The sequence below is a fragment of the Actinomycetospora sp. ABD4_176 genome (assembly GCF_056311855.1).
The window spans coordinates 5,411,331-5,430,601 of the sequence record NZ_CM149974.1; the positions used below are offsets into that span (position 1 = coordinate 5,411,331).

Annotated in this window: 20 protein-coding genes and 1 tRNA gene; 14 read left to right on the forward strand and 7 right to left on the reverse strand. The window is 74.8% G+C overall.

Going from position 1 to position 19,271, the window contains the following annotated elements:
• Positions 1-41 precede the first annotated feature (41 nt).
• On the reverse strand, positions 42-1,460 hold the full coding sequence (locus ACYX4T_RS26190; protein ID WP_476012130.1) for a DHA2 family efflux MFS transporter permease subunit: 1,419 nt from the start codon (positions 1,458-1,460) through the stop codon (positions 42-44).
• Between the two features lie 61 nt (positions 1,461-1,521).
• Between ACYX4T_RS26190 and rph the strand changes: the two genes are divergently transcribed.
• The 6 genes from rph to ACYX4T_RS26220 all read left to right on the forward strand — a co-directional run bounded on the left by rph (position 1,522) and on the right by ACYX4T_RS26220 (position 5,087).
• The gene (gene rph / locus ACYX4T_RS26195; protein ID WP_476012131.1) at positions 1,522-2,265 is read left to right on the forward strand and encodes a ribonuclease PH; all 744 of its coding nucleotides are present in this window, start codon (positions 1,522-1,524) and stop codon (positions 2,263-2,265) included.
• On the forward strand, positions 2,262-2,873 hold the full coding sequence (locus ACYX4T_RS26200) for a non-canonical purine NTP pyrophosphatase (RefSeq protein ID WP_476012132.1): 612 nt from the start codon (positions 2,262-2,264) through the stop codon (positions 2,871-2,873). The genes rph and ACYX4T_RS26200 overlap by 4 nt, the downstream gene beginning before the upstream one ends.
• A 7-nt stretch (positions 2,874-2,880) precedes the next feature.
• A complete protein-coding gene (locus ACYX4T_RS26205; RefSeq protein WP_476012133.1) occupies positions 2,881-3,465 on the forward strand; it encodes a class I SAM-dependent methyltransferase in 585 nt (194 codons plus the stop codon).
• Positions 3,462-4,292 (forward strand): alpha/beta fold hydrolase, encoded by an 831-nt coding sequence (locus tag ACYX4T_RS26210; RefSeq protein ID WP_476012134.1) that lies wholly within the window; start codon positions 3,462-3,464, stop codon positions 4,290-4,292. The genes ACYX4T_RS26205 and ACYX4T_RS26210 overlap by 4 nt, the downstream gene beginning before the upstream one ends.
• 31 nt (positions 4,293-4,323) lie before the next feature.
• Complete coding sequence (locus ACYX4T_RS26215) at positions 4,324-5,001, forward strand: HNH endonuclease family protein (RefSeq protein ID WP_476012135.1); 678 nt, start codon at positions 4,324-4,326, stop codon at positions 4,999-5,001.
• Between the two features lie 12 nt (positions 5,002-5,013).
• Positions 5,014-5,087 (forward strand) — tRNA-Leu (locus ACYX4T_RS26220).
• A gap of 4 nt (positions 5,088-5,091) precedes the next feature.
• Here the strand turns inward: ACYX4T_RS26220 and bcp are convergent.
• Entirely contained in the window at positions 5,092-5,565 is a 474-nt protein-coding gene (bcp, locus tag ACYX4T_RS26225) for a thioredoxin-dependent thiol peroxidase (RefSeq protein ID WP_476012136.1), read from the reverse strand.
• 85 nt (positions 5,566-5,650) lie between these two features.
• On the opposite strand from bcp, the gene ACYX4T_RS26230 reads away from it, so the two are divergent.
• The 3 genes from ACYX4T_RS26230 (at position 5,651) to ACYX4T_RS26240 (ending at position 8,102) form a co-directional block, all read left to right on the forward strand.
• A complete protein-coding gene (locus ACYX4T_RS26230) occupies positions 5,651-5,872 on the forward strand; it encodes a DUF3618 domain-containing protein (protein WP_274233402.1) in 222 nt (73 codons plus the stop codon).
• A 176-nt stretch (positions 5,873-6,048) separates the two neighbouring features.
• A complete protein-coding gene (locus tag ACYX4T_RS26235) occupies positions 6,049-7,692 on the forward strand; it encodes an AMP-binding protein (protein WP_476015380.1) in 1,644 nt (547 codons plus the stop codon).
• Positions 7,689-8,102, forward strand: a complete 414-nt coding sequence (locus ACYX4T_RS26240) for an acyl-CoA thioesterase (RefSeq protein WP_476012137.1) — start codon at positions 7,689-7,691, stop codon at positions 8,100-8,102. Before ACYX4T_RS26235 ends, ACYX4T_RS26240 begins: the two co-directional genes overlap by 4 nt.
• 164 nt (positions 8,103-8,266) lie before the next feature.
• On the opposite strand, the gene speD is transcribed toward ACYX4T_RS26240, so the two are convergent.
• Complete coding sequence (gene speD, locus ACYX4T_RS26245; RefSeq protein WP_476012138.1) at positions 8,267-9,535, reverse strand: adenosylmethionine decarboxylase; 1,269 nt, start codon at positions 9,533-9,535, stop codon at positions 8,267-8,269.
• Complete coding sequence (locus ACYX4T_RS26250) at positions 9,510-10,697, reverse strand: type III PLP-dependent enzyme (RefSeq protein WP_476012139.1); 1,188 nt, start codon at positions 10,695-10,697, stop codon at positions 9,510-9,512. Before ACYX4T_RS26250 ends, speD begins: the two co-directional genes overlap by 26 nt.
• Positions 10,698-10,908: 211 nt before the next feature.
• On the opposite strand from ACYX4T_RS26250, the gene ACYX4T_RS26255 reads away from it, so the two are divergent.
• Positions 10,909-12,801 (forward strand): hypothetical protein, encoded by a 1,893-nt coding sequence (locus tag ACYX4T_RS26255; RefSeq protein WP_476012140.1) that lies wholly within the window; start codon positions 10,909-10,911, stop codon positions 12,799-12,801.
• Between the two features lie 34 nt (positions 12,802-12,835).
• Positions 12,836-13,264 carry a TIGR03618 family F420-dependent PPOX class oxidoreductase gene (locus ACYX4T_RS26260; protein WP_274233398.1) on the forward strand — a complete coding sequence of 143 codons (429 nt, stop codon included), beginning with the start codon at positions 12,836-12,838 and terminating at the stop codon, positions 13,262-13,264.
• Here ACYX4T_RS26260 and ACYX4T_RS26265 read toward each other — a convergent pair.
• Positions 13,261-14,175, reverse strand: coding sequence for a TIGR03854 family LLM class F420-dependent oxidoreductase (locus ACYX4T_RS26265; protein WP_476012141.1), 915 nt, complete (start codon positions 14,173-14,175; stop codon positions 13,261-13,263). The genes ACYX4T_RS26260 and ACYX4T_RS26265 overlap by 4 nt on opposite strands.
• A complete protein-coding gene (locus tag ACYX4T_RS26270; RefSeq protein WP_476012142.1) occupies positions 14,172-14,903 on the reverse strand; it encodes a type 1 glutamine amidotransferase in 732 nt (243 codons plus the stop codon). The genes ACYX4T_RS26265 and ACYX4T_RS26270 overlap by 4 nt, the downstream gene beginning before the upstream one ends.
• 82 nt (positions 14,904-14,985) lie before the next feature.
• Here ACYX4T_RS26270 and ACYX4T_RS26275 point away from each other — a divergent pair, with 82 nt between their 5' ends.
• On the forward strand, positions 14,986-15,420 hold the full coding sequence (locus ACYX4T_RS26275) for an HIT family protein (protein WP_476012143.1): 435 nt from the start codon (positions 14,986-14,988) through the stop codon (positions 15,418-15,420).
• A 221-nt stretch (positions 15,421-15,641) separates the two neighbouring features.
• A complete protein-coding gene (locus ACYX4T_RS26280; protein ID WP_476012144.1) occupies positions 15,642-15,941 on the forward strand; it encodes a hypothetical protein in 300 nt (99 codons plus the stop codon).
• A gap of 9 nt (positions 15,942-15,950) precedes the next feature.
• On the opposite strand, the gene ACYX4T_RS26285 is transcribed toward ACYX4T_RS26280, so the two are convergent.
• Positions 15,951-16,976 carry a tryptophan--tRNA ligase gene (locus tag ACYX4T_RS26285; RefSeq protein WP_476012145.1) on the reverse strand — a complete coding sequence of 342 codons (1,026 nt, stop codon included), beginning with the start codon at positions 16,974-16,976 and terminating at the stop codon, positions 15,951-15,953.
• 71 nt (positions 16,977-17,047) lie between these two features.
• Here ACYX4T_RS26285 and ACYX4T_RS26290 point away from each other — a divergent pair, with 71 nt between their 5' ends.
• Positions 17,048-19,165 (forward strand): S9 family peptidase, encoded by a 2,118-nt coding sequence (locus ACYX4T_RS26290; RefSeq protein WP_476012146.1) that lies wholly within the window; start codon positions 17,048-17,050, stop codon positions 19,163-19,165.
• Positions 19,166-19,271: the final 106 nt, after the last annotated feature.

Below are 19,271 nucleotides of genomic sequence, written 5' to 3' on the forward strand. Positions count from 1 at the left end.
GTCGCCAGGATCGCCACATCCTCGCCGGCGCGACACGCCGTCTACGTGCGGGCGGGCTCCGGCGCCTCCGCCTTCCGCGGGGCCGGCACGAACAGGGCGGCCACCACCGAGCACAGCACGATCACCGCGGCGACGGCGAACGCCCGCGTCGTGCCCGCCGTCGCCGCCACCGGAGGTGCCGCGCCCGTCGCCGCCACCGACATTGTGTGCGCCGCCGCGAGCGTCGAGAGCACCGACAGCCCGACCGCGCCCCCGATCTGCCGCGACGTCGTCACCAGGCCGCTGACCAGCCCCGCGAGCCCGGACTCGACCCCGCTCGTCGCGGCGGTCGTCACCGCCGGGAAGACGATCCCCATGCCGAGCGAGACGGCGATGCCGGGCCCGAGGACGCCGGCCACCCAGCTCGTCGTCGGGGTGAGGAGCGCGAACCAGGCGAAGCCCGCGGCGGTCAGCAGGCCCCCGCCGACGAGCAGCGCCCGCGCCCCGGCCCGGGGCAGCAGCCACGACGAGATCTGCGAGCCGATCACGATCGAGAACGACTGCGGCAGGAACGCCAGCCCCGCGGTGAGCGCGTCGAACCCGAGGACGCCCTGCATGTGCAGCGAGACGAAGAACCACATCGAGAACATCGACGACGTGATGAGCAGGATGACGACGTTCGCCGTGGTCACCGACCGGATGCGGAACACCCACAGCGGCACGAGCGGGTGGCTGGTGTGCCGCTGCGAGAACACGAACGCGGTGAGCAGCACGACGGCCGCGGCGACCCCGCCCAGGACGCGCGGGGAGGTCCACGGCGCGGACTCCAGCGACACGACCCCGTAGACCAGCGCCACGAGCCCGCCGGTCACGAGCACCGCGCCCCGGACGTCGAGGCCGGGCCGGTCGTCGGCACGGGTCTCGTGGACGACGGCGAGGGTCAGCAGCGCGGTCAGGACCACCACCGGCACGTTGACCAGGAAGATCCAGCGCCAGCTCAGCAGGGCCACGAGCACCCCGCCGGCCAGGCCGCCCGCGGCGCCGCCGATCCCACCCATCGCCGACCACCAGCCGAACGCCCGCGACCGCGCCGCGCCCTCGGGATAGGTGGTCTGCAGGATCACCAGGCTGGCGGGGGAGAGGACGGCACCCCCGAGGCCCTGCACGGCCCGCGCGGCGAGCAGCAGGGCCGGGTCGTTCGCCAGGCCGCCGATGAGGCTCGCCAGCCCGAAGAGGGCGAGGCCGAGGAGGAAGACGCGGCGGCGACCGAAGAGGTCCGCCGCCCGCCCGCCGAGCAGCAGGAAGCCGGCGAACGCGAGCGTGTAGGCGTTGACCACCCAGGCCAGGCCCTCGGCGTCGAACCCCAGCGCCTCCCGCATCGCGGGCAGCGCCACATTCACGATCGACACGTCGAGCACGACCATGAACTGCGCGAGGCAGCTCGCGAACAGCACGAGGCCGGTCCGGCCATCGGTACGCACGAAGGTCCAGGCTAGGCCCGACGACCGGGGCGCTGCCGGGTGAGACCTAGGGTGGTCGCCCGTGGCACGCAGCGACGGCAGGGCGGACGACGAGCTCCGCGAGGTCAGCATCACCCGCGGGTTCCAGCAGCACCCGGCCGGGTCGGTGCTCGTCTCGTTCGGGCAGACGACGGTGCTGTGCGCAGCCAGCGTCACCGAGGGCGTGCCGCGCTGGCGGCAGGGCAGCGGGCTGGGGTGGCTCACCGCGGAGTACGCGATGCTGCCCTCGGCGACGCACACCCGCGGCGACCGCGAGTCGGTCAAGGGCCGCGTCGGCGGGCGCACCCACGAGATCAGCCGCCTGGTCGGGCGGGCCCTGCGCGCGGCGATCGACCTGCGCGCGCTCGGCGAGAACACCATCCAGGTCGACTGCGACGTCCTGCAGGCCGACGGCGGCACGCGCACCGCGGCGATCACCGGCGCCTACGTCGCCCTCGCCGACGCCGTGACCTGGCTGCGCGCCCACAAGCGCCTCGCCGACCCGCAGCCCCTGTCGTGCTCGATCGCCGCGGTCTCGGTCGGGGTCGTCGACGGGCGCGTGCGCCTCGACCTGCCCTACGAGGAGGACTCGCGGGCCGAGGTCGACATGAACGTGGTCGCCACCGACACCGGCACGCTGGTCGAGGTCCAGGGCACCGGCGAGGGCGCCACCTACACCCGCGCCACCCTCGACGCCATGCTGGACTCGGCGCTCGCCGGCTGCTCGCAGCTCACCGAGCTGCAGGTCGCCGCGCTCGCCGAGCCGTACCCGGGGGAGCTGCCGTGAGGGTTCTCCTCGCGACGCGCAACGACGCCAAGCTCGCGGAGCTGCGGCGTCTCACGGCCGCCCAGGGGGTCGAGGGCCTCGAGATCCTCGGGCTCGACGACGTGCCGGAGTTCCCCGAGGCCCCCGAGGTCGGCGCGACGTTCGAGGAGAACGCGCTGGCCAAGGCCCGGGACGCCGCCGCGGCGACCGGCCTCGTGGCGGTCGCGGACGACTCCGGGCTCGCCGTCGACGCGCTGAACGGCATGCCGGGCGTGCTCTCGGCGCGCTGGTCGGGGCGCAACGGGTCGCGCGCCGAGCGCGACGCCCGCAACCTCGCGCTCGTCCTCGACCAGACCGCCGACGTCCCCGAAGAGCGTCGCGGCGCCGCGTTCGTGTGCGCCGCCGCCGCCGCGCACCCCGACGGCCGCGAGGTCGTCGTCGTCGAGCGCTGGGCCGGCAGCCTGATCCGCCTCCCGCGCGGCACCAACGGCTTCGGGTACGACCCGGCGTTCGTGCCGGAGGGCGAGTCGCGGACGTCGGCGGAGATGGCGCCGGAGGAGAAGGACGCGGTGTCGCACCGGGCGCAGGCGCTGCGGGCGCTGATCCCCCGTCTGTCCGAGCTGGCGTAGCGGTGTCGTGACCGACCAGTACTTCTCCGAGCAGCCCACGTCGGCCTCCGACCCGGTCTCCTTCCGGCTCGAGATCGGCGGGGTCGCGCTCGACCTCACGACCGACGCCGGGGTGTTCGCCCGCGGCCGTCTCGACAAGGGCACGCGCGTGCTGCTCGAGAACGCCCCCGACCCCGCGGAGACCGGCGACCTGCTCGACCTCGGGTGCGGCTACGGCCCCATCGCGCTCTGGCTCGCCGCCCAGCGGCCCGCGTCGACGGTGTGGGCGGTCGACGTCAACGACCGCGCGCTGGACCTCGTGCGGTCCAACGCCGCGGCGGCCCACCTCACCAACGTCCGCGCCTGCCGTCCCGACGAGGTGCCCGACGACGTGCGGTTCGCGGAGATGTGGTCCAACCCGCCGATCCGGTCGGGCAAGGCGGCGCTGCACGAGCTGCTGCTGCGGTGGTTGCCGCGCGTCGACGGGCCGTCGTACCTGGTCGTCAGCAAGAACCTGGGCTCGGACTCCCTGGCCCGGTGGCTCGACGAGCAGGGGCACCCGACACGACGCCGTTCGTCGCACGCGGGTTTCCGGGTACTGGACGTCTCGTGATCGCGTACGCGCACGAGGGCAACGGCGTCCCGGTGGTCTGCCTGCACGGCTGGCCCGGGGCCGCGACCGACTACCGCGCGCTGCTGCCGCTGCTCGAACGCGACGCCCAGGTGGTGGTGCCGGACCTGCTGGGGTTCGGGGCGTCGTTCACGCCCGGCGACGAGGCGCGGCCGGCGTCGGACTTCGGCCGCGACGCCCAGGCCGCCGCGGTGCTCGAGGTCATGGACCACCTCGGGTTCGACGACGCGGTCCTCGTCGGCTACGACGTGGGCGGGACGACGGCGACCCACCTCGCGCGGACCCGCCCCGAGCGCGTGCGTGCCCTGGTGCTCGGCAACGCCATCCACCCCGGTGCCGCACGGGCGGCGCTCGACGACGACCACCGCGCCGAGTTCTGGTACCAGGACTTCCACCAGCTGGAGCTGGTCGAGGACCTCCTCGACGGGTCCGCGGCGAACGTCCGTCCGTACCTGGAGCACTTCTGGTCGCACTGGGGGCACCGGAGGATCGCGGCGGTGACCGACGACCTCGTCGAGGCCTACGCGCGGCCGGGTGCCTTCACGGTGTCGGTGAACTGGTACCGCTCGGGCTCGGCGACGCTGGCCACGGCGCTCGCGATGCGGGGGCAGGAGCCGCCGGCGCCGGTCGCCGTGCCGACCACGGTGCTCTGGGGCGACCAGGACCCGCTCTTCCCGCCGCGCCTGGCCGCGGGGCTGGAGCAGGCGTTCACCGACCTGCGCGGGGTGTCGCACCTCGAGGACGTGGGGCACTTCGTGCCGCTGGAGGCGGCGAACGAGGTCGCCGCGGCGGTGCGGGCTCTCCTGTAGGAGTTCCGCGAAACGAGCCCTGTTCGAACACGTGTTCGACGAAGATGGGGTCATGCCCCGAGCACGATCCTGGACCGACGAGCAGCTCCGCGAGGCCGTCGCAGCGAGTACGACTCTCGCCGAGGTGCACCGGCGCCTCGGCCTTCGCCCCGGCAAGTACTCCGCCATGCTCCGACACATCAGGAGGCTCGCGATCCCGCACGACCACCTCATGGCCACGATCAATGGGAAGCGGAGACCGCGACGGGCACGGACATGGTCGGACGAGGAGCTCCGAGACCTGGCGGCTCGGTCCACCGATCTGTCCGACGTCATCAGGGCGGTCGGTGGTCAGCCCAACGGCGGCATGCATCGATGGATGAGCGCACGACTCAAGGCGATCGGAGCGGAGACCGAACACTTCACCGGCCAAGGATGGTCGCGCGGGCGGACCTTCGAGGCCAAGAGGTCCCGAGCCCTAGCGGACGCCCTCGTGAAGGGGTCCACGGTCGGATCAGGCTCCCTCCGCCGTCGACTCATCGCTGCGGGGTTGAAGGAGGCTGAGTGTGAGGAGTGTGGCTTGTCGGAGTGGAGCGGGAAGGAGCTCCCGCTGCAGCTCGATCACATCAACGGTGACCACACCGACAACCAGCTCGAGAACCTCCGTATCCTCTGCGCCAACTGTCACTCACAGACCGAGACGTGGTGCTCCCGCGGCCGGAAGAGGTAGACCAATGGCAGAGCCGGCGTAGCCCAACGGCAGGAGGCACGCGGCCTAGGACCGCGACAGTGTGGGTTCGAATCCCTCCGCCGGCACTCCCTACAGCTTCAGATCCCGCAACAACCGGCCCACGTGGCCGGTGGCCTTGACCCCGTACCGGGCCTCCTCGACCAACCCGTCGGCGTCGACGAGGAAGGTCGAGCGGATGACGCCCGTGGTCGACTTCCCGTACATCGTCTTCTCGCCCCAGGCACCCCACGCCTGCATCACCGACTTGTCCGGGTCGGAGAGCAGGGGGAAGGTCAGCTCCTCCTTGTCGCGGAACGTCGCGAGCTTCTCCGGCTTGTCCGGCGAGATGCCCAGCACCGCCACGTCGGCGTCGTCGAACGTCGCCAGGTTGTCGCGGAAGTCGCAGGCCTCCTTGGTGCACCCCGGGGTCATGGCGGCCGGGTAGAAGTACACGAGGACGCGGCGTCCCCGGAAGTCCGCCAGCGACACCGTCTCACCACGATCGGAGGTGAGTGAGAAGTCCGGGGCGGGTTGACCGGGGGCCAGGCGGGTATCGGCGGTCACGGGCGGGCAGGATAGCCGCCGACCACACACCGGTCGCCTCCCCAGCGAGGACCGTCCGGGCGAGGAGACGACCAAGGGAGGTGCCGTGGCACGGGACACGGACGCCATCGAGAGGGACATCCAGCAGGCCCGCGAGGCGCTGGCCGGGGCCCTCGACGAGCTCTCCGAGCGGGCGAATCCCCAGCGCCTCTCGGAGCAGGGCAAGGAGATGGCCGCGCAGAAGTGGGCCGACCCCCGCGTCAAGTACGCCGTCTACGCCGCCGGCGCGCTCGTGGGGCTGCTGATCCTTCGCAAGCTGTTCCGGTAGGGCACCGGCGGAGACGTCTCGTCTCCCGGGTGCGATGGCCGAGGTGGTAGAAACCGCCTCGGCCATCGGCGTCTGTAGGGGAGGATCCTTCCGTGTCCGAGCTCAGCAAGGCCGCGACCGAGTTCCGCCGGGCGCGGGACCTGCTGCTGGAGCGGCGCGAGGACCTCGACGCCGCGATGCGGGACTTCGACTGGCCGCAGCTCGACGAGTTCAACTGGGCCCTGGAGCACTTCGACGCCATCGGCGCCGACCCCGGCACCGCGCAGCGCCCGGCGCTGTGGATCGTCGAGGAGGACGGGCGCGAGCAGCGGTACTCGTTCGCCGACATGAGCGAGCGCTCCAACCGCGTCGCCAACTGGCTGCGCGCGCAGGGCGTCGGCCGCGGCGACCGGATCATCCTCATGCTCGCCAACCAGGTCGAGCTGTGGGAGACGATCCTCGCCGCGATGAAGCTCGGCGCGATCCTCATCCCCTCGACCCCGATGCTCGGCCCGGCCGACCTGCGCGACCGCATCGACCGAGGGCACGCCCGCCACGTCGTGGTCCGCGACGTGGACGTCGACAAGTTCGACGACGTGCCCGGTGACTACACGAGGATCGCCGTCGGAGACCGCCTCACCGAGCCGTGGCTGGACTTCGCCGCGGCCTACGACGCGCCCGCGGAGTTCACCCCCGACGGGCCGACCAGGGGCAGCGACACGCTGCTGCTCTACTTCACCAGCGGCACGACGGCGAAGCCCAAGCTCGTCGAGCACACGCACACGAGCTACCCCGTCGGCCACCTGTCGACGATGTACTGGATCGGCCTGCAGCCCGGCGACGTGCATCTCAACGTCGCATCGCCGGGCTGGGCCAAGCACGCGTGGTCGAACGTCTTCGCGCCGTGGATCGCCGAGGCGACGATCTTCATCTACAACTACACGAAGTTCGACGCCGACCGGCTGCTCGACGTCATCGTCGAGAAGGGCGTCAGCACCTTCTGCGCGCCGCCCACCGTGTGGCGCATGCTCATCCAGGCCGACCTGACCCGGGTCCAGGTGCCGGTGCGCGAGCTCGTCGGGGCCGGGGAGCCGCTGAACCCCGAGGTCATCGAGCAGGTCCGCGAGGCCTGGGGCATGACGATCCGCGACGGGTTCGGGCAGACCGAGTCGACGCTGCAGATCGGCAACCCGCCCGGCCAGCCCGTCAAGGACGGTTCGATGGGTCGGCCGCTGCCCGGCTACCCGATCGTGCTGGTCGACCCGGTCAGCGGGGAGCGCGGTGACGAGGGCGAGATCTGCATCGACCTCGCGGCGCGCCCGCTCGGGCTCATGGTCGGTTACAAGGACGACCCGGAGCGCAACGACGAGGTCATGCGCGACGGGCTGTACCACACCGGTGACGTCGGCTCCCGCGACGCGGACGGCTACATCACCTACATCGGCCGCTCCGACGACGTGTTCAAGGCGTCGGACTACCGCATCAGCCCCTTCGAGCTCGAGAGCGTGCTCATCGAGCACGACGCCGTCGCCGAGGCCGCGGTGGTGCCCTCGCCCGACCCGCTGCGCCTGGCCGTGCCCAAGGCGTACGTGGTGCTCTCGTCGCGGTACGAGGCGTCCCGCGAGACGGCGCTGGCGATCCTGCGCCACGCGCGCGAGAACCTGCCGGCCTACAAGCGCGTGCGGCGCCTCGAGTTCTACGAGCTCCCGAAGACGATCTCCGGGAAGATCCGCCGCGTCGAGCTGCGGACCCGCGAGACCGACCTGCGCTCCGATCCGTCCGCCGGCGCCGCGCCCGAGGGCGAGTACCGGGACGAGGACTTCCCGGAGCTGCGCGCGTGACCTATTCGTTCCCGGTGGTCCCGCGCTACGCGGAGGTCGACCAGCAGGGCGTCGTGTTCAACGGCCACTACCTGACGTGGTTCGACGAGGCCTTCACCGGCTTCCTCGATCACGCCGGGATGTCCTACCCCGACCTCATCGCGGCGGGCGTGGACGTCATGGTCGTGCACTCGGAGCTCGACTACCGCGGGTCGGTGCGCTGGCGCGACGACGCGCACGTCGAGGTCGTCTGCGAGCGGCAGGGGACGACGAGCTTCACGCTCGGGTTCAGCGTCTACCGCTCGGCGGACGAGGTGGCCGTGACGGGACGCAACGTCTACGTCGTCGTCGAGAAGGACGAGGCGACGGGTGCGTGGTCCACGGCCCCGGGCATCCCGGAGAAGCTGGCCGCGGCGCTGTCAGGGGCCTGAACGACGGCGGTCGCCGGCGAGGTGGGTGACGAGGCAGCCGACCGACACCGCGAGCGAGGAGCCCGAGGAGCCCGAGGAGCCCGAGCAGCCACAGCCCGCCCGGCACCCACCCGGCCACGGTCAGCACACCGTCGATGGTGCGCGACCGTGGCCGGGGTGACCGGTCAGGGCACGGAGACGCGCTCGCGGGCCCGCAGGGCGAACGGCAGGACCGCGCCGCGGCGCAGGGCGTCGGCGTCGACGGACGTCAGCGTCGGGAAGCGGTCGAGGCGGGAGATCGCGAGCTCGACGGGGTCGTCGACGTCGTCGACGCGCCCGGTCAGGTAGGCCCACTCGTGCTCGTCGGAGCAGTACGGCAGCACGGTGGCGAAGACGTCGTCGAAGCGCCGCGTCATGCGCCCGAGGGTGTCGTTGCGCCACAGCGTCGGGCAGCCGGCCTGCGAGCAGACGACACCGCCGGGGGCGAGGACGTCGCGGCACCGCTGCAGGAACTCCGCGCCGTAGAGGCGGGCGTGCTGGGCCGGGTCCGTGATCTCGACGGGCTCGTCGGGGAGGTCGACGATCACGACGTCCCACCGGTCGCCGCGCGCGGCGGCGTCGGCGAGGAACTGCCAGCCGTCGGCGTCGTGCATCCGCACCGGGCCGTCGCCGCGCTCCGCAGCCGCGAGCTCCTCGGGGGTGTAGCCGTAGGGGAGGAGCTCGGCGCAGCGGCGGACGCACTCGGTGTCGATGTCGACGTGGTCGACGCGGGAGGCGCCGGCGGCCACGGCGAGCTGCGAGACCACACCCTCGGACGACCCGACGACCAGCACCGAGCGCAGCTCGTCGGCCAGCAGCATCGGCGGCACGGCGAGGGCCTCGTGGTAGACGAGCTGGGTCGCCTCGGTGGACTGGCGCTCGCCGTCGCAGAAGAGCGAGACCCCCTGCGCGGTTCGGGCGACCATCATGTCCTGCCACTCCGTGCGTCCCCGCCAGAGCACCTCGTCGAGGCGCCAGCGCCGCCGCATCCCCGCGGCGAGCGGCTCGTCGACCTCCCGGCCCCCGGCCGCGGGCGCCAGTCCGGCCCCGCGGGCCACGACCTGGGCCCGCACCTCCCGCGCGTCGAGCTCCCGGCCCAGCGCGTCGACCACCAGCTCGGGGTCGGCCTGCACGCCGCAGGTGAAGACGTCGACGAACGCCGCCGACGCCTCGGGGTAGGCGTGCACCGACGCGTGCGACTCGGCGAGCAGGGCCAGGACCGTCGTGCCCTGGGGCTCGAACCGGTGCGCGACGACGTCGAGGACGGTCGCCCCGCCGGTGTCGAGGGCACGACGCAGGGCGTCGGCCAGTCGTTGCTCGTCGCCGAGGAGCGCAGCGTCGACGCCGCGCAGCTCGGCGAGGACGTGCCGGCCCGCGAACGTGGCGGGTTCAGTACTCGCTGGTGTGGTGGTCAATTCCACCTTCCTCCGGGGTCTCGTCGCGGACGTACGTGGGCAGTGGGGGCAGGCCGTTGAAGCCCACCGAGGCGTAGCTCGCCGTGTACGCGCCGGCGCCGAGGAACTCCACGACGTCGCCGGGCGCGAGGTCGAGGGGCAGGCGGACGTCCGCGTGGCGGTAGAGGACGTCGTCGCCGTCGCAGGTCGGTCCGGCGAGCACGACCGGCCCGGTTTCCCCGTCACGGCCCGGCGTACGCAGGCGGTACACGATCATCTCGCCCTCGGTCTCGGCGAGCCCCTGGTAGCGGCCGACGTCGAGGTAGACCCAGCGGCGCCCGGCGCGCTCGGTGACGAGGACGACCTCGGCGCGCAGCACGCCCGCGTCGGCGACGAGGGCGCGGCCGGGCTCGGCGAACGCGCGCGGTCGCCACCAGCCGGCGTGCCGGGCGAGGGCCTCGCGGATCGCGGCCGCGCAGGCGTCGACGTCGGGCGTTGCGCCCCCGGCGTGCGGGGTGGGGAAGCCGCCCCCGAGGTTGAGCTCCCGCGGCGCGTGCTCGCCGAGGCGGGCGGCCACGCGGGCGGCGGCGTCGATCGCGCGTGCCCAGGCGCGCGGGTCGTTCTGCTGCGATCCGACGTGGAAGCCGACGCCGGCCGCGTCGAGACCACCGGCGTGTGCCTGCTCGAGCAGGGCGACGGCCTCGTCCTCGCCCGCGCCGAACTTGCCCGCGAACGGTGTGGCCGACCCGTCGTCGCCGACCGCCAACCGGACCCCCACCGTGGCGCCCGGGGCCTCGCGGGCGAGGAGGTCGACGTCGGCGGGGGCGTCGGTGGTGAAGCGGGTGACGCCGGCGGCGCGGGCCGCGCGCACGTCCGTGACCTTCTTCACGGGGTTGCCCCAGGACAGGCCCGCCGGGGCCGCACCGGCGAGCAGGCAGAGGTCGAGCTCGCCGACGCTCGCGAGGTCGAACGAGGCGCCCTCGGCGACGAGGAGGGCCAGCACGGCGGGGTGCGGGTTCGCCTTGACGGCGTAGCAGAGCTCGATCCCGGGCAGCGCGGTGCGCATCGCGTGATAGGCCCGGCGCACGGTGGCCAGATCCAGATCGAGGTGAGGGCTGGGCCGACGCTGCGTCGGGGTCCGCGCGACAGCGCGCGCCCCGGGCTCGACACCCACGTCCTCCATGGTGCCTGTCCGAATCTCCACGGACATCACCGAACGGCTGACCGCGGACACACGCACGGCGTACCGTACGGATCTCCGGGGCCGTGGGGCCGCGGACCGCTGTCGGGGGCGGGCTGGTTTCGAAGGGGGTTGCATGCCGTCCACCTCGTCCCGAGGCTGGAACCCGGCACCGCGTCCGCGACCGTGGCCGTTCCGCACGCCGCGCAACATCGTGATCACGTCGCTGTTCGCGGTGGCGCTCGTCGCGGCGCTCGTCGGCGTGGGCACCGCGGTGGTGCCGGGTCCCCGGGACGACGCCACGGGCCTGACCGGCAGCGCGACCGACGCCCCGACCACCTCCGAGCAGCCCGGCGACTCCGCCGACGACACCGCCGACGACACCGCCGGGTCCGGCGCACCCTCCGCCGACGACCCCGGCGGCGCGCCCCTCGCCCTCCCCGACGGCGCGCCCGACCCCGCCCTGCCCGACGACGTCGCCCCGCCGCTGACGCCGATCCCGCTGCCGGGGTCGCGGGCGCTCGGCACGGGGTCGTCCGCGCCCGGCGAGCCTGTGCTCCCGGGCGCCGAGGCGCCCGTGACACCGCCGCCCGGTTTCGACGAGCTGGTCCCGAGCCTCGACCCGCAGCCGCTGCCCGGCGCCGGCGGCCCGCCCGCCCCGGGCGGGCCGACGGTGCCGGACGCCCCGGGCGGCGACGCGGGTCCCGCCGAGCCCACCGTGCCGCGCGGGACACCGACGGCCGACGACCCGGGCCCGGTCCTCGACCTCCCGCTGCTGCCCGACCCCACGCGTGACGAGCCCACCGGGTCGCCCGGCGGCCGCGACGGGGGTGGCCGGGACGGCGAGCGGGGCGGTGACCGGGGCGGCGACGGTGGCCTGCTCCCCGACCTCCCGCCCGGAGACGGCGGCGGCGGCGGCAACGGCGGCGGCAACGGCGGCGGCAACGATGGCGGCCGGGGCGGCGACGACGGTGGCCGCGGCGGGGAACGGGGCGACGGCGGCCTGCTGCCCGACCTCCGGCCCGGCGGCGACGACCGCGACGAGCCCGAGCCGCCCCCGGCCCGGCGCGCGCCGGCCGGCGACGGGGCGGACGAGCCGGCGGGCGGCCCGGCGCGCACCACCACGGACGGGGCCGCGCCACCGACGACCACCGGCGGGCCCACCCTCGAGCTGCCGACCGGCTCGGCGGCGCCCGTCTCGACGCCCGAGGGCTGGCCCACCTACGGGCAGCCCACCGACGACGCGCACGCGTCCACCGCCTCGACGGGCGCCACCACGGAGCCGGGCGGCGCGACCCGCAGTCTGCCCAGCACCACACCCGAGGGCTGGCCCCTGCCCGCGGACGCGACCGTGGCGCCGGACGCCGGCCCGGACCGCCGTGGCGGATCCGAGGAGCCGACCACCACGACCGACCCGTCCACGGGCGTCACCACGACCATCGACCCGTCCGCGGGGACGACCACCACGGTGGACCCGACCACCGGCGCCTCGCTGACCACCCGCAATCCGGCCACGACGACCGCGGAGGGCGACTCCGGCTCGCTCCTGCCCACGGGCCAGGCCGAGGCGGACCGCCGCTCGACACCGGCCGGCACGACCTCCAGCTCGTCGGGCCCCGACGAGGACGCGACGGTGGAGTCGACCCGGCCGCGGACGACCACGGAGGCACCGGAGTCGAGTGAGTCGTCCTCCGACTCCTCGTCCGACCCGAGCACGCGGCCGACGGCGGACGAGTCCGCGGACCCCACGACGCAGCGCTCGACCGAACGCTCCACGGCCGAGGAGGCGTCCGACTCCTCGGACTCCGGGGGCAGCTCCGGCCCCACGTCGCGGCGCACCACCGCCGCCGGCGAGAGCGACTCCGCGAGCGACGGCTCGAACGTCATCGGGGAGAGCATCGACAACGGCTCGGACTCCGGCTCGGACTCCGGCTCGGACTCCGGCTCGGACTCCGGCTCGACCTCGGACTCCGACTCCGACTCCGACTCGAGCGAGGCGGCCGGGACCGACCCGCAGATGGTCATCCCGACCACGTCGCCGATGGACCCACGGTTCTGGGCCTGGCTCGCCGGCACCGTGACGCGGGCGCCGGCGCCGGGCGGGTGATCGGCCGGCGGCGGCGGGGCGGGACCATCGACGGGTGAGCCCGACACCCACCGTCAGCCCGGCCGACCTGCGCGCGCGGGGCGAGGAGTTCGCGCAGTTCTGGACCGAACGCCACCTCTGCACGCTCGCGACGCTGCGCCGGGACGGCTCGCCGCACGTCGTCCCCGTGGGGGCCGTGCTGGACCTCGACACCGCGATCGCGCGTGTCATCACCTCGGGCACGAGCGCGAAGGCGCGCCACGTGCGTGCGGCGGGGGAGGACGGGGCGCGCGTCGCGGTCACTCAGGTCGACGGGCGGCGGTGGTCGACGCTCGAGGGGCTGGCGGTCGTCCGCGACGCCCCGGACGCCGTGGCCGACGCCGAGCACCGCTACGCGCAGCGCTACCGGGTGCCGCGGGAGAACCCGCAGCGGGTGGTCCTGGAGATCGCGCTGACCCGGGTGCTGGGCAGCCGCGGCGTCTAGGTCTCCAACGGGACGAGGTGCTCGGCGAACCCGTCGAGGAACGCCGGCCACGAGTCGGGCGCGACGGCCGGCCGCACGACGAACTTCGTGATGCCCTCGTCGACGAAGCGCCCCACCCGGCGGCGCGCGTCGTCCCACCCGTCCGCGACGAGGTCGTGCGGGTCCAGCTCGGGGCGCCGGTGGACCGATGCGGCCCGGGCGCGGTCCGCGTCGGCGTCCGGGGTGCCGGGCGGCAGGACGAGCAGGTTGGTGCCGTAGTGGTCGTCCTCCACCTCCCGCCCGGCGTCGGCGGCCGCGGCGGCGATCGTCGCGCGGGCGGCGCCGGCCTCGGACGGGGTGACGAACGAGGCGAGCCACCCGTCGCCCAGACGGCCGACGCGCTCCAGCGCGGCCGGCACGAGCCCGCCGAGCCAGAGGTCCAGCGGCCGCGCCGGTCGGGGCTCCACGACGGCCGCGTCGAGGTCGAAGAAGCGGCCGTGGAACGTCACCGACTCCTCGGTGAGCAGGCGGCGCACGACGGTGAGGGCCTCCTCGAACACCGCCGCGCGCGGGCCGGGCACCGGGTAGGCGGTCCGCTCGGCGGCGGTGGCCGGGCGCAGGCCGAACACCGGCAGGACGCGCCGGGGCGCGAGCGCGGCCAGCGAGGCGAGCTGGGCGGCGACGACGGCGGGGTTGCGGCCGGGGAGCACGACGACGCCGGTGCCGAGCTTGAGCGAGCGCGTGCGGCCCGCCGCCCAGCCGAGGGCGATCAGGGGCTCGACGGCGGGCGCGGCGATCCGGTCGGGGAACCACACCGAGTCGATGTCCCGGGCCTCGCACCCGTCGACGAGCTCGAGCGTGGCCGCGGCCGGGTCGTCCCGCGAGGGCCCGGCACCGATGCCGAGGCGGACCTTCATCTCCGCCGCGGTCACCGGGCCGCGTCCGCGGGGACATCGGCGACCAGCCCCGTCCGCGCCGCGAAGGCGTCGAAGAGGACCCAGCTCACGGCGCGCGACGCCTCGGCGCGGGCGGCCGTCTCGGCCCGCAGCGCGTCGACGTCGATGCCGAGCGCGGGCAGGCGCGCCTCGAGGGGCGTGCCCGTCCACCGCGCCACCCACGTCTCGAGCTCGGCGGGCGTGATCTCGGGGTGGAACTGCACCCCGAGGTGCGCGCCGTCGCGGAACGCCTGGCTGCAACGGTCGGACCACGCGAGCACCTCCGCACCCGGCGGCGGGGTGAAGCTGTCGAAGTGGAACTCCATCCACGGCCCGGGGGCGACGACGTCGGGCGCGGCGGTGGTGATCTCGCGCCACCCGTTCTCGTGGCGCCCCTCGGCGGGGTGGGCCGTGCCGCCGAGCACGCGCGCGAGGAGCTGCCCGCCGAAGCAGATGCCGAGCACCGGGACGTCCGCGGCGATCGCGGCGCGCAGGTGGGCGATCTCGTCGGCGAGCCAGGGCACGTCGTCGTCCCACGCGCCCCGGACCGACCCGAGCACCGCGACGGCGTCCACGTCCGTCGGCGCGGGCAGCGGCTCCCCTGCCACACCGGGCACGATCTCCACCCCGCGGTCGGCCGCCCAGCTCGCCAGCGACCCCGCCTGCACGAGCACGGTCTCCGACGTGACCTCGTGGCCGATCACCAACATCTTCGGTGCACCCATGTCCGGGACAACGCGCCGGCACCCCCTGTGCGTCCCCGGGACCCGGCGTCGGGTCGGCCGACCCGCCTGACAGGCTCGCCCCGTGCCGTCGCGCCCGACCAAGCCCTGCGCCTTCTGCGCGGTCGTCGCCGGGGAGGCGCCGGCCGACATCGTCCACGAGGGGCCGGCCACGACGGCCTTCCTGGACACCTCGCCGATCTTCCACGGGCACGTCCTGCTCGTCCCGCGCACCCACGTCACGACCCTCGCGGACCTCCCGCCGGACGAGGTGCCGGACTTCTTCGCGCTGGCCCAGCGCCTCGAGCGGGCCGTCGAGTCCGCGATGGACGCGCCCGGCTCGCTGGTGCTGATCAACAACGTTGTCAGCCAGTCCGTGCCGCACCTGCACCTGCACGTCATCCCGCGCCGACCCAGGGACGGGCTCCGGTTCTTCCTCGGACCCCGGCACCCGTACGGCTCCCCGGACGAGTCCGCTGCGATCGCCGGACGTATTGCCGCTGCGCTGGACGCGACCTGAGAACCGGTTCAGCTCCGGGGGTTCATGGGCGACGAACGGCCGGGACGAGGCGTCGAACGGTCGGAAGCGGCAGCAGATGGTCGCGAGCGTGCGCCCGACGGTCGGAGTCGGGACGTCCGATCGAGTGAGAACGGCCCCTGCGGCACCTCGGGGATGTCATCCTCAGGGCAACGCACGCGGTGGTCCCCCGGGCACGCTCGGTCACTGCGTCCCGCTCCCCGATGTCGGAGGTGCTCGTGTCGGTGCTCGTGTGGGTCGCCGTGCTGGTCGTCCTGTGGTGTGTCGCCTCGGTGGCCACCGCGCTCGCGCTCGGGACGTGGCTGCGCCGCCGCGCCGAGGCCACCGACCCCGAGGGTGCCTTGCGGCCCCTCGACACCGGCCCGCTGCGTCTGTGGGTCGGCGAGCTGCCCGACGTCCCCGGCACGCTCGCGGAGCTCGAGCGCCGCGGCGGCTGGGACACCCCGGCCGACCTGCCGGCGCCCCGTCGCCCGGCGCCCGCCGACCGCGCCACCCTGAGCTGACCCCGGGCGTCAGACCTCGACGCCGACCGCGCGGCGCACCCCGCGCAGCACCCGCGACGCCTGCTCCCGGGCGACCTCCCCACCACGGGCGAGGATCGCGTCCAGCTCGCTGTCGGGGGCGACGAGCTCCTCGTAGCGCGCCCGCAGCGGCCCCAGCTGCGCCTCCAGGACCTCGGCGAGCTGGTTCTTCAGCTCGCCCCACCCGACACCGCCGGCCTCGAGACGCTTACGGGTGTCGGCGACGACGTCGGGCTCGGCGAACTGGGCGAGGATCTGGAACACCGCCGACGCGTCCGGATCCTTCGGGGCCTCGACCGGCGTCGAGTCGGTCGGGATGCGGCGCACCAGCTTCTTGAGCTGCGGGGCGGGCAGGAAGAGCGGGATGTAGTTGTCGTACGACTTGCTCATCTTGCGGCCGTCGAGCCCGGGCAGCGTGTGCCCGGTGGTCTCGGGCGGCACGACGGCCTCGGGCACGGTCAGGCGGAACACGTCGCCGTAGCGGTGGTTGAAGCTGCCCGCGACGTCCGCGGCGATCTCGACGTGCTGGAGCTGGTCGCGCCCCACCGGCACCAGGTCGGACTGCATGACGAGGATGTCCGCCGCCATGAGCACCGGGTAGTTGTAGAGACCCAGGTTGACCCCGGCGTCGGGCTCCTCGCCGGCGGCGGCGTTGCGGTCGCGCACGGCCTTGTAGGCGTGGGCGCGGTTCATCAGGCCCTTGCCCGTGACGCAGGACAGGATCCAGGTCAGCTCGAAGGTCTCGGGGACGTCGGACTGCTTGTAGAAGATCGTGCGCTCGGGGTCGAGGCCGGCGGCGATCCACGTCGCGGCGACCGAGCGGGTCCACGCGGCGACGTCACCCGACGCCGGCGTGCCGGTGAGCGCGTGCTCGTCGGCGATGAAGTACCGCGACTCGAAGTCCGCCGTGCGCGCCAGCTCGAGCGCCGGCCGGATCGCGCCGACGAAGTTCCCCAGGTGCGGCTCGCCGCTGGGCTTGATCCCGGTCAGGGCGATGCGCCGCTCCGTCTCCACCACGGCCCCGAGCCTAGCCAAGGGGTGCGACGGGGTTCGCCCGTCGCACCCGCCCGCCCGGCACACTGCGGGGCGTGCCCGCCGACCCCGCCGTGCCCGCTGCCCCGGCATCCTTCCCGCGCCGCCAGGCCGCCACCCGCCGGTTCACCCTCGGCGCGCCCCGGCGTCCGACGGTCTCGCCCGACGGCGCGCGGGTGGTGCTGCTGCGCAGCCGGGCCGGCGACGACCCCGTGACCTGCCTCTGGCTGCTCGACGTCGCCACGGGGGAGGAGCACCTGCTCGTCGACCCCCGCGAGCTCGACGTCCTGGGCGAGGAGGACCTGCCGCCCGAGGAGCGCGCGCGGCGCGAGCGGGTCCGCGAGCAGTCCGGCGGCGTCGTCGAGTACGCCCTCGACGCCGCCGCGCGGCTGGCGGTGTTCGTGCTGTCCGGGCGCGCGTTCACCGTGGAGCTCGTGCCGGGGGCGCAGCCCGCGCTGCTGCCGGTCGACGGCCCCGTCGTCGACCCTCGCCCGGACCCCACCGGCGCCCGCGTCGCCTTCGTCCGCGGCGGGACCCTGCACGTGCACGAGCTCTCGACGGGCACGACCCACGTCCTGGCCGGGCCCGACCCCGAGGACGGCCCGCACATCGCGTGGGGGCTCGCGGAGTTCGTCGCCGCCGAGGAGATGAACCGCTACCGCGGATACTGGTGGTCGCCCGACGGCAGCCAGCTCGCCGTCGCCCGCGTCGACGACGCGCCGGTGACGCGGTGGTGGATCGCCGACCCGGCCCACCCCGACCGGCGCCCCGTCGAGAACGCCTACCCCGCCGCCGGCACCGCGAACGCGCAGGTGACCCTGCACCTCGTCGACCTCGACGGCACCCGCGTGCCCGTCGACCTCGGCCGGGGCACGGAGTACCTCGCGGACGTCACGTGGGACACCCACGACCTGCTCGTCACCGTCTCGACCCGCGACCAGCGCCGCGTCGACGTGCGCCGGGTCGACCCGGACGAGGGCACCTCCGCGGTGCTCGTGTCCGACGAGGACGCGGTGTGGGTCGACCTCGTCCCCGGCGTGCCCGCGCACCTCGCCGACGGCTCCCTCGTGCGCTGCGCCGACCGCGACGACACCCGCCGGCTGGTCGTCGCCGACGAGCCGGTGAGCCCGCCCGGGCTGCAGGTGCAGGCCGTCGCCGACGTCGACGGCGACGTCGTGCTGTTCAGCGCCGCGGAGCGTCCCGAGGACCGCACGCTGTGGACGTGGTCGCGCGCCGACGGCGCCGCGCGCGTCGGCCCGCAGCACGGGGTGTGGGGCGGGCGGCGCGCCGGGGGGACGACGGTGCTCGCCGGCGGCGACCTCGACACCGACGGCACCCGCACCACCGTCCTGCGCGCCGACGGGCGCACGATCGGTGTCCCGTCGTACGCCGAGTCGCCGGGCCTGGAGCCCGCGGTGCGCCGCGTCGCGACCGAGGCGGGCGGGCCGTCCGTCGCCGTCCTGCTGCCCCGCGACCACGTGCCGGGCTCGCGGAGGCTCCCGGTCCTGCTCGACCCCTACGGCGGGCCGCACTCGCAGCGGGTCCTCGCCACGCGCGGCATGTTCCTGACCTCGCAGTGGTTCGCCGACCACGGCTTCGCGGTGGTGGTCGCCGACGGCCGCGGCACGCCCGGGCGCGGCCCGGCGTACGAGCGGGCGGTGCGGGGGGATTCCGCGACGCCGGTGCTCGACGACCAGGTCACGGCCCTGCACGCGGCCGCCGAGCAGGTCGGCGACCTCGACCTCGACCGCGTCGGCATCCGCGGCTGGTCGTTCGGCGGCTACCTCGCCGCCCTCGCGGTGCTGCGCCGCCCCGACGTCTTCCACGCCGCCGTGGCCGGGGCGCCGGTGACCGACTGGCGCCTCTACGACACCCACTACACCGAGCGGTACCTCGGCCACCCCGACGAGGACCCCGAGGCCTATGCGCGGTCGTCGATCCTGGCCGACCCGGGCACGCGCGACCCGCAGCGGCCGATCATGGTCGTGCACGGCCTGGCCGACGACAACGTCGTCGCCGCCCACACGCTGCGGCTCTCGTCGGCGCTCCTCGCGGCCGGCCACCCGCACACGGTGCTGCCGCTGTCGGGCGTGACGCACATGACCCCCCAGGAGGTCGTGGCCGAGAACCTGCTCCTGCTGCAGGTCGCCTTCCTGCGGGACGCGCTGGGGTAGCGCGTGTGCGATCGGGAACGGTCGCGACGAGTTCTCCGAAACCGCACCCACGCCCCACGGCGGTCGCCGAAGCTGACCGGGCGAGGGCGACCCGTGCCGCGTGTGC

What these genes read in the sequence shown, in the direction of transcription:
- ACYX4T_RS26235 (WP_476015380.1), top strand. Translation starts at nt 6,049, where the DNA reads ATGCGGGACTTCGACTGGCCGCAGCTCGACGAGTTCAACTGGGCCCTG.
- ACYX4T_RS26270 (WP_476012142.1), bottom strand. Translation starts at nt 14,903, where the DNA reads ATGGGTGCACCGAAGATGTTGGTGATCGGCCACGAGGTCACGTCGGAG.
- ACYX4T_RS26280 (WP_476012144.1), top strand. Translation starts at nt 15,642, where the DNA reads ATGTCGGAGGTGCTCGTGTCGGTGCTCGTGTGGGTCGCCGTGCTGGTC.
- ACYX4T_RS26250 (WP_476012139.1), bottom strand. Translation starts at nt 10,697, where the DNA reads ATGGAGGACGTGGGTGTCGAGCCCGGGGCGCGCGCTGTCGCGCGGACC.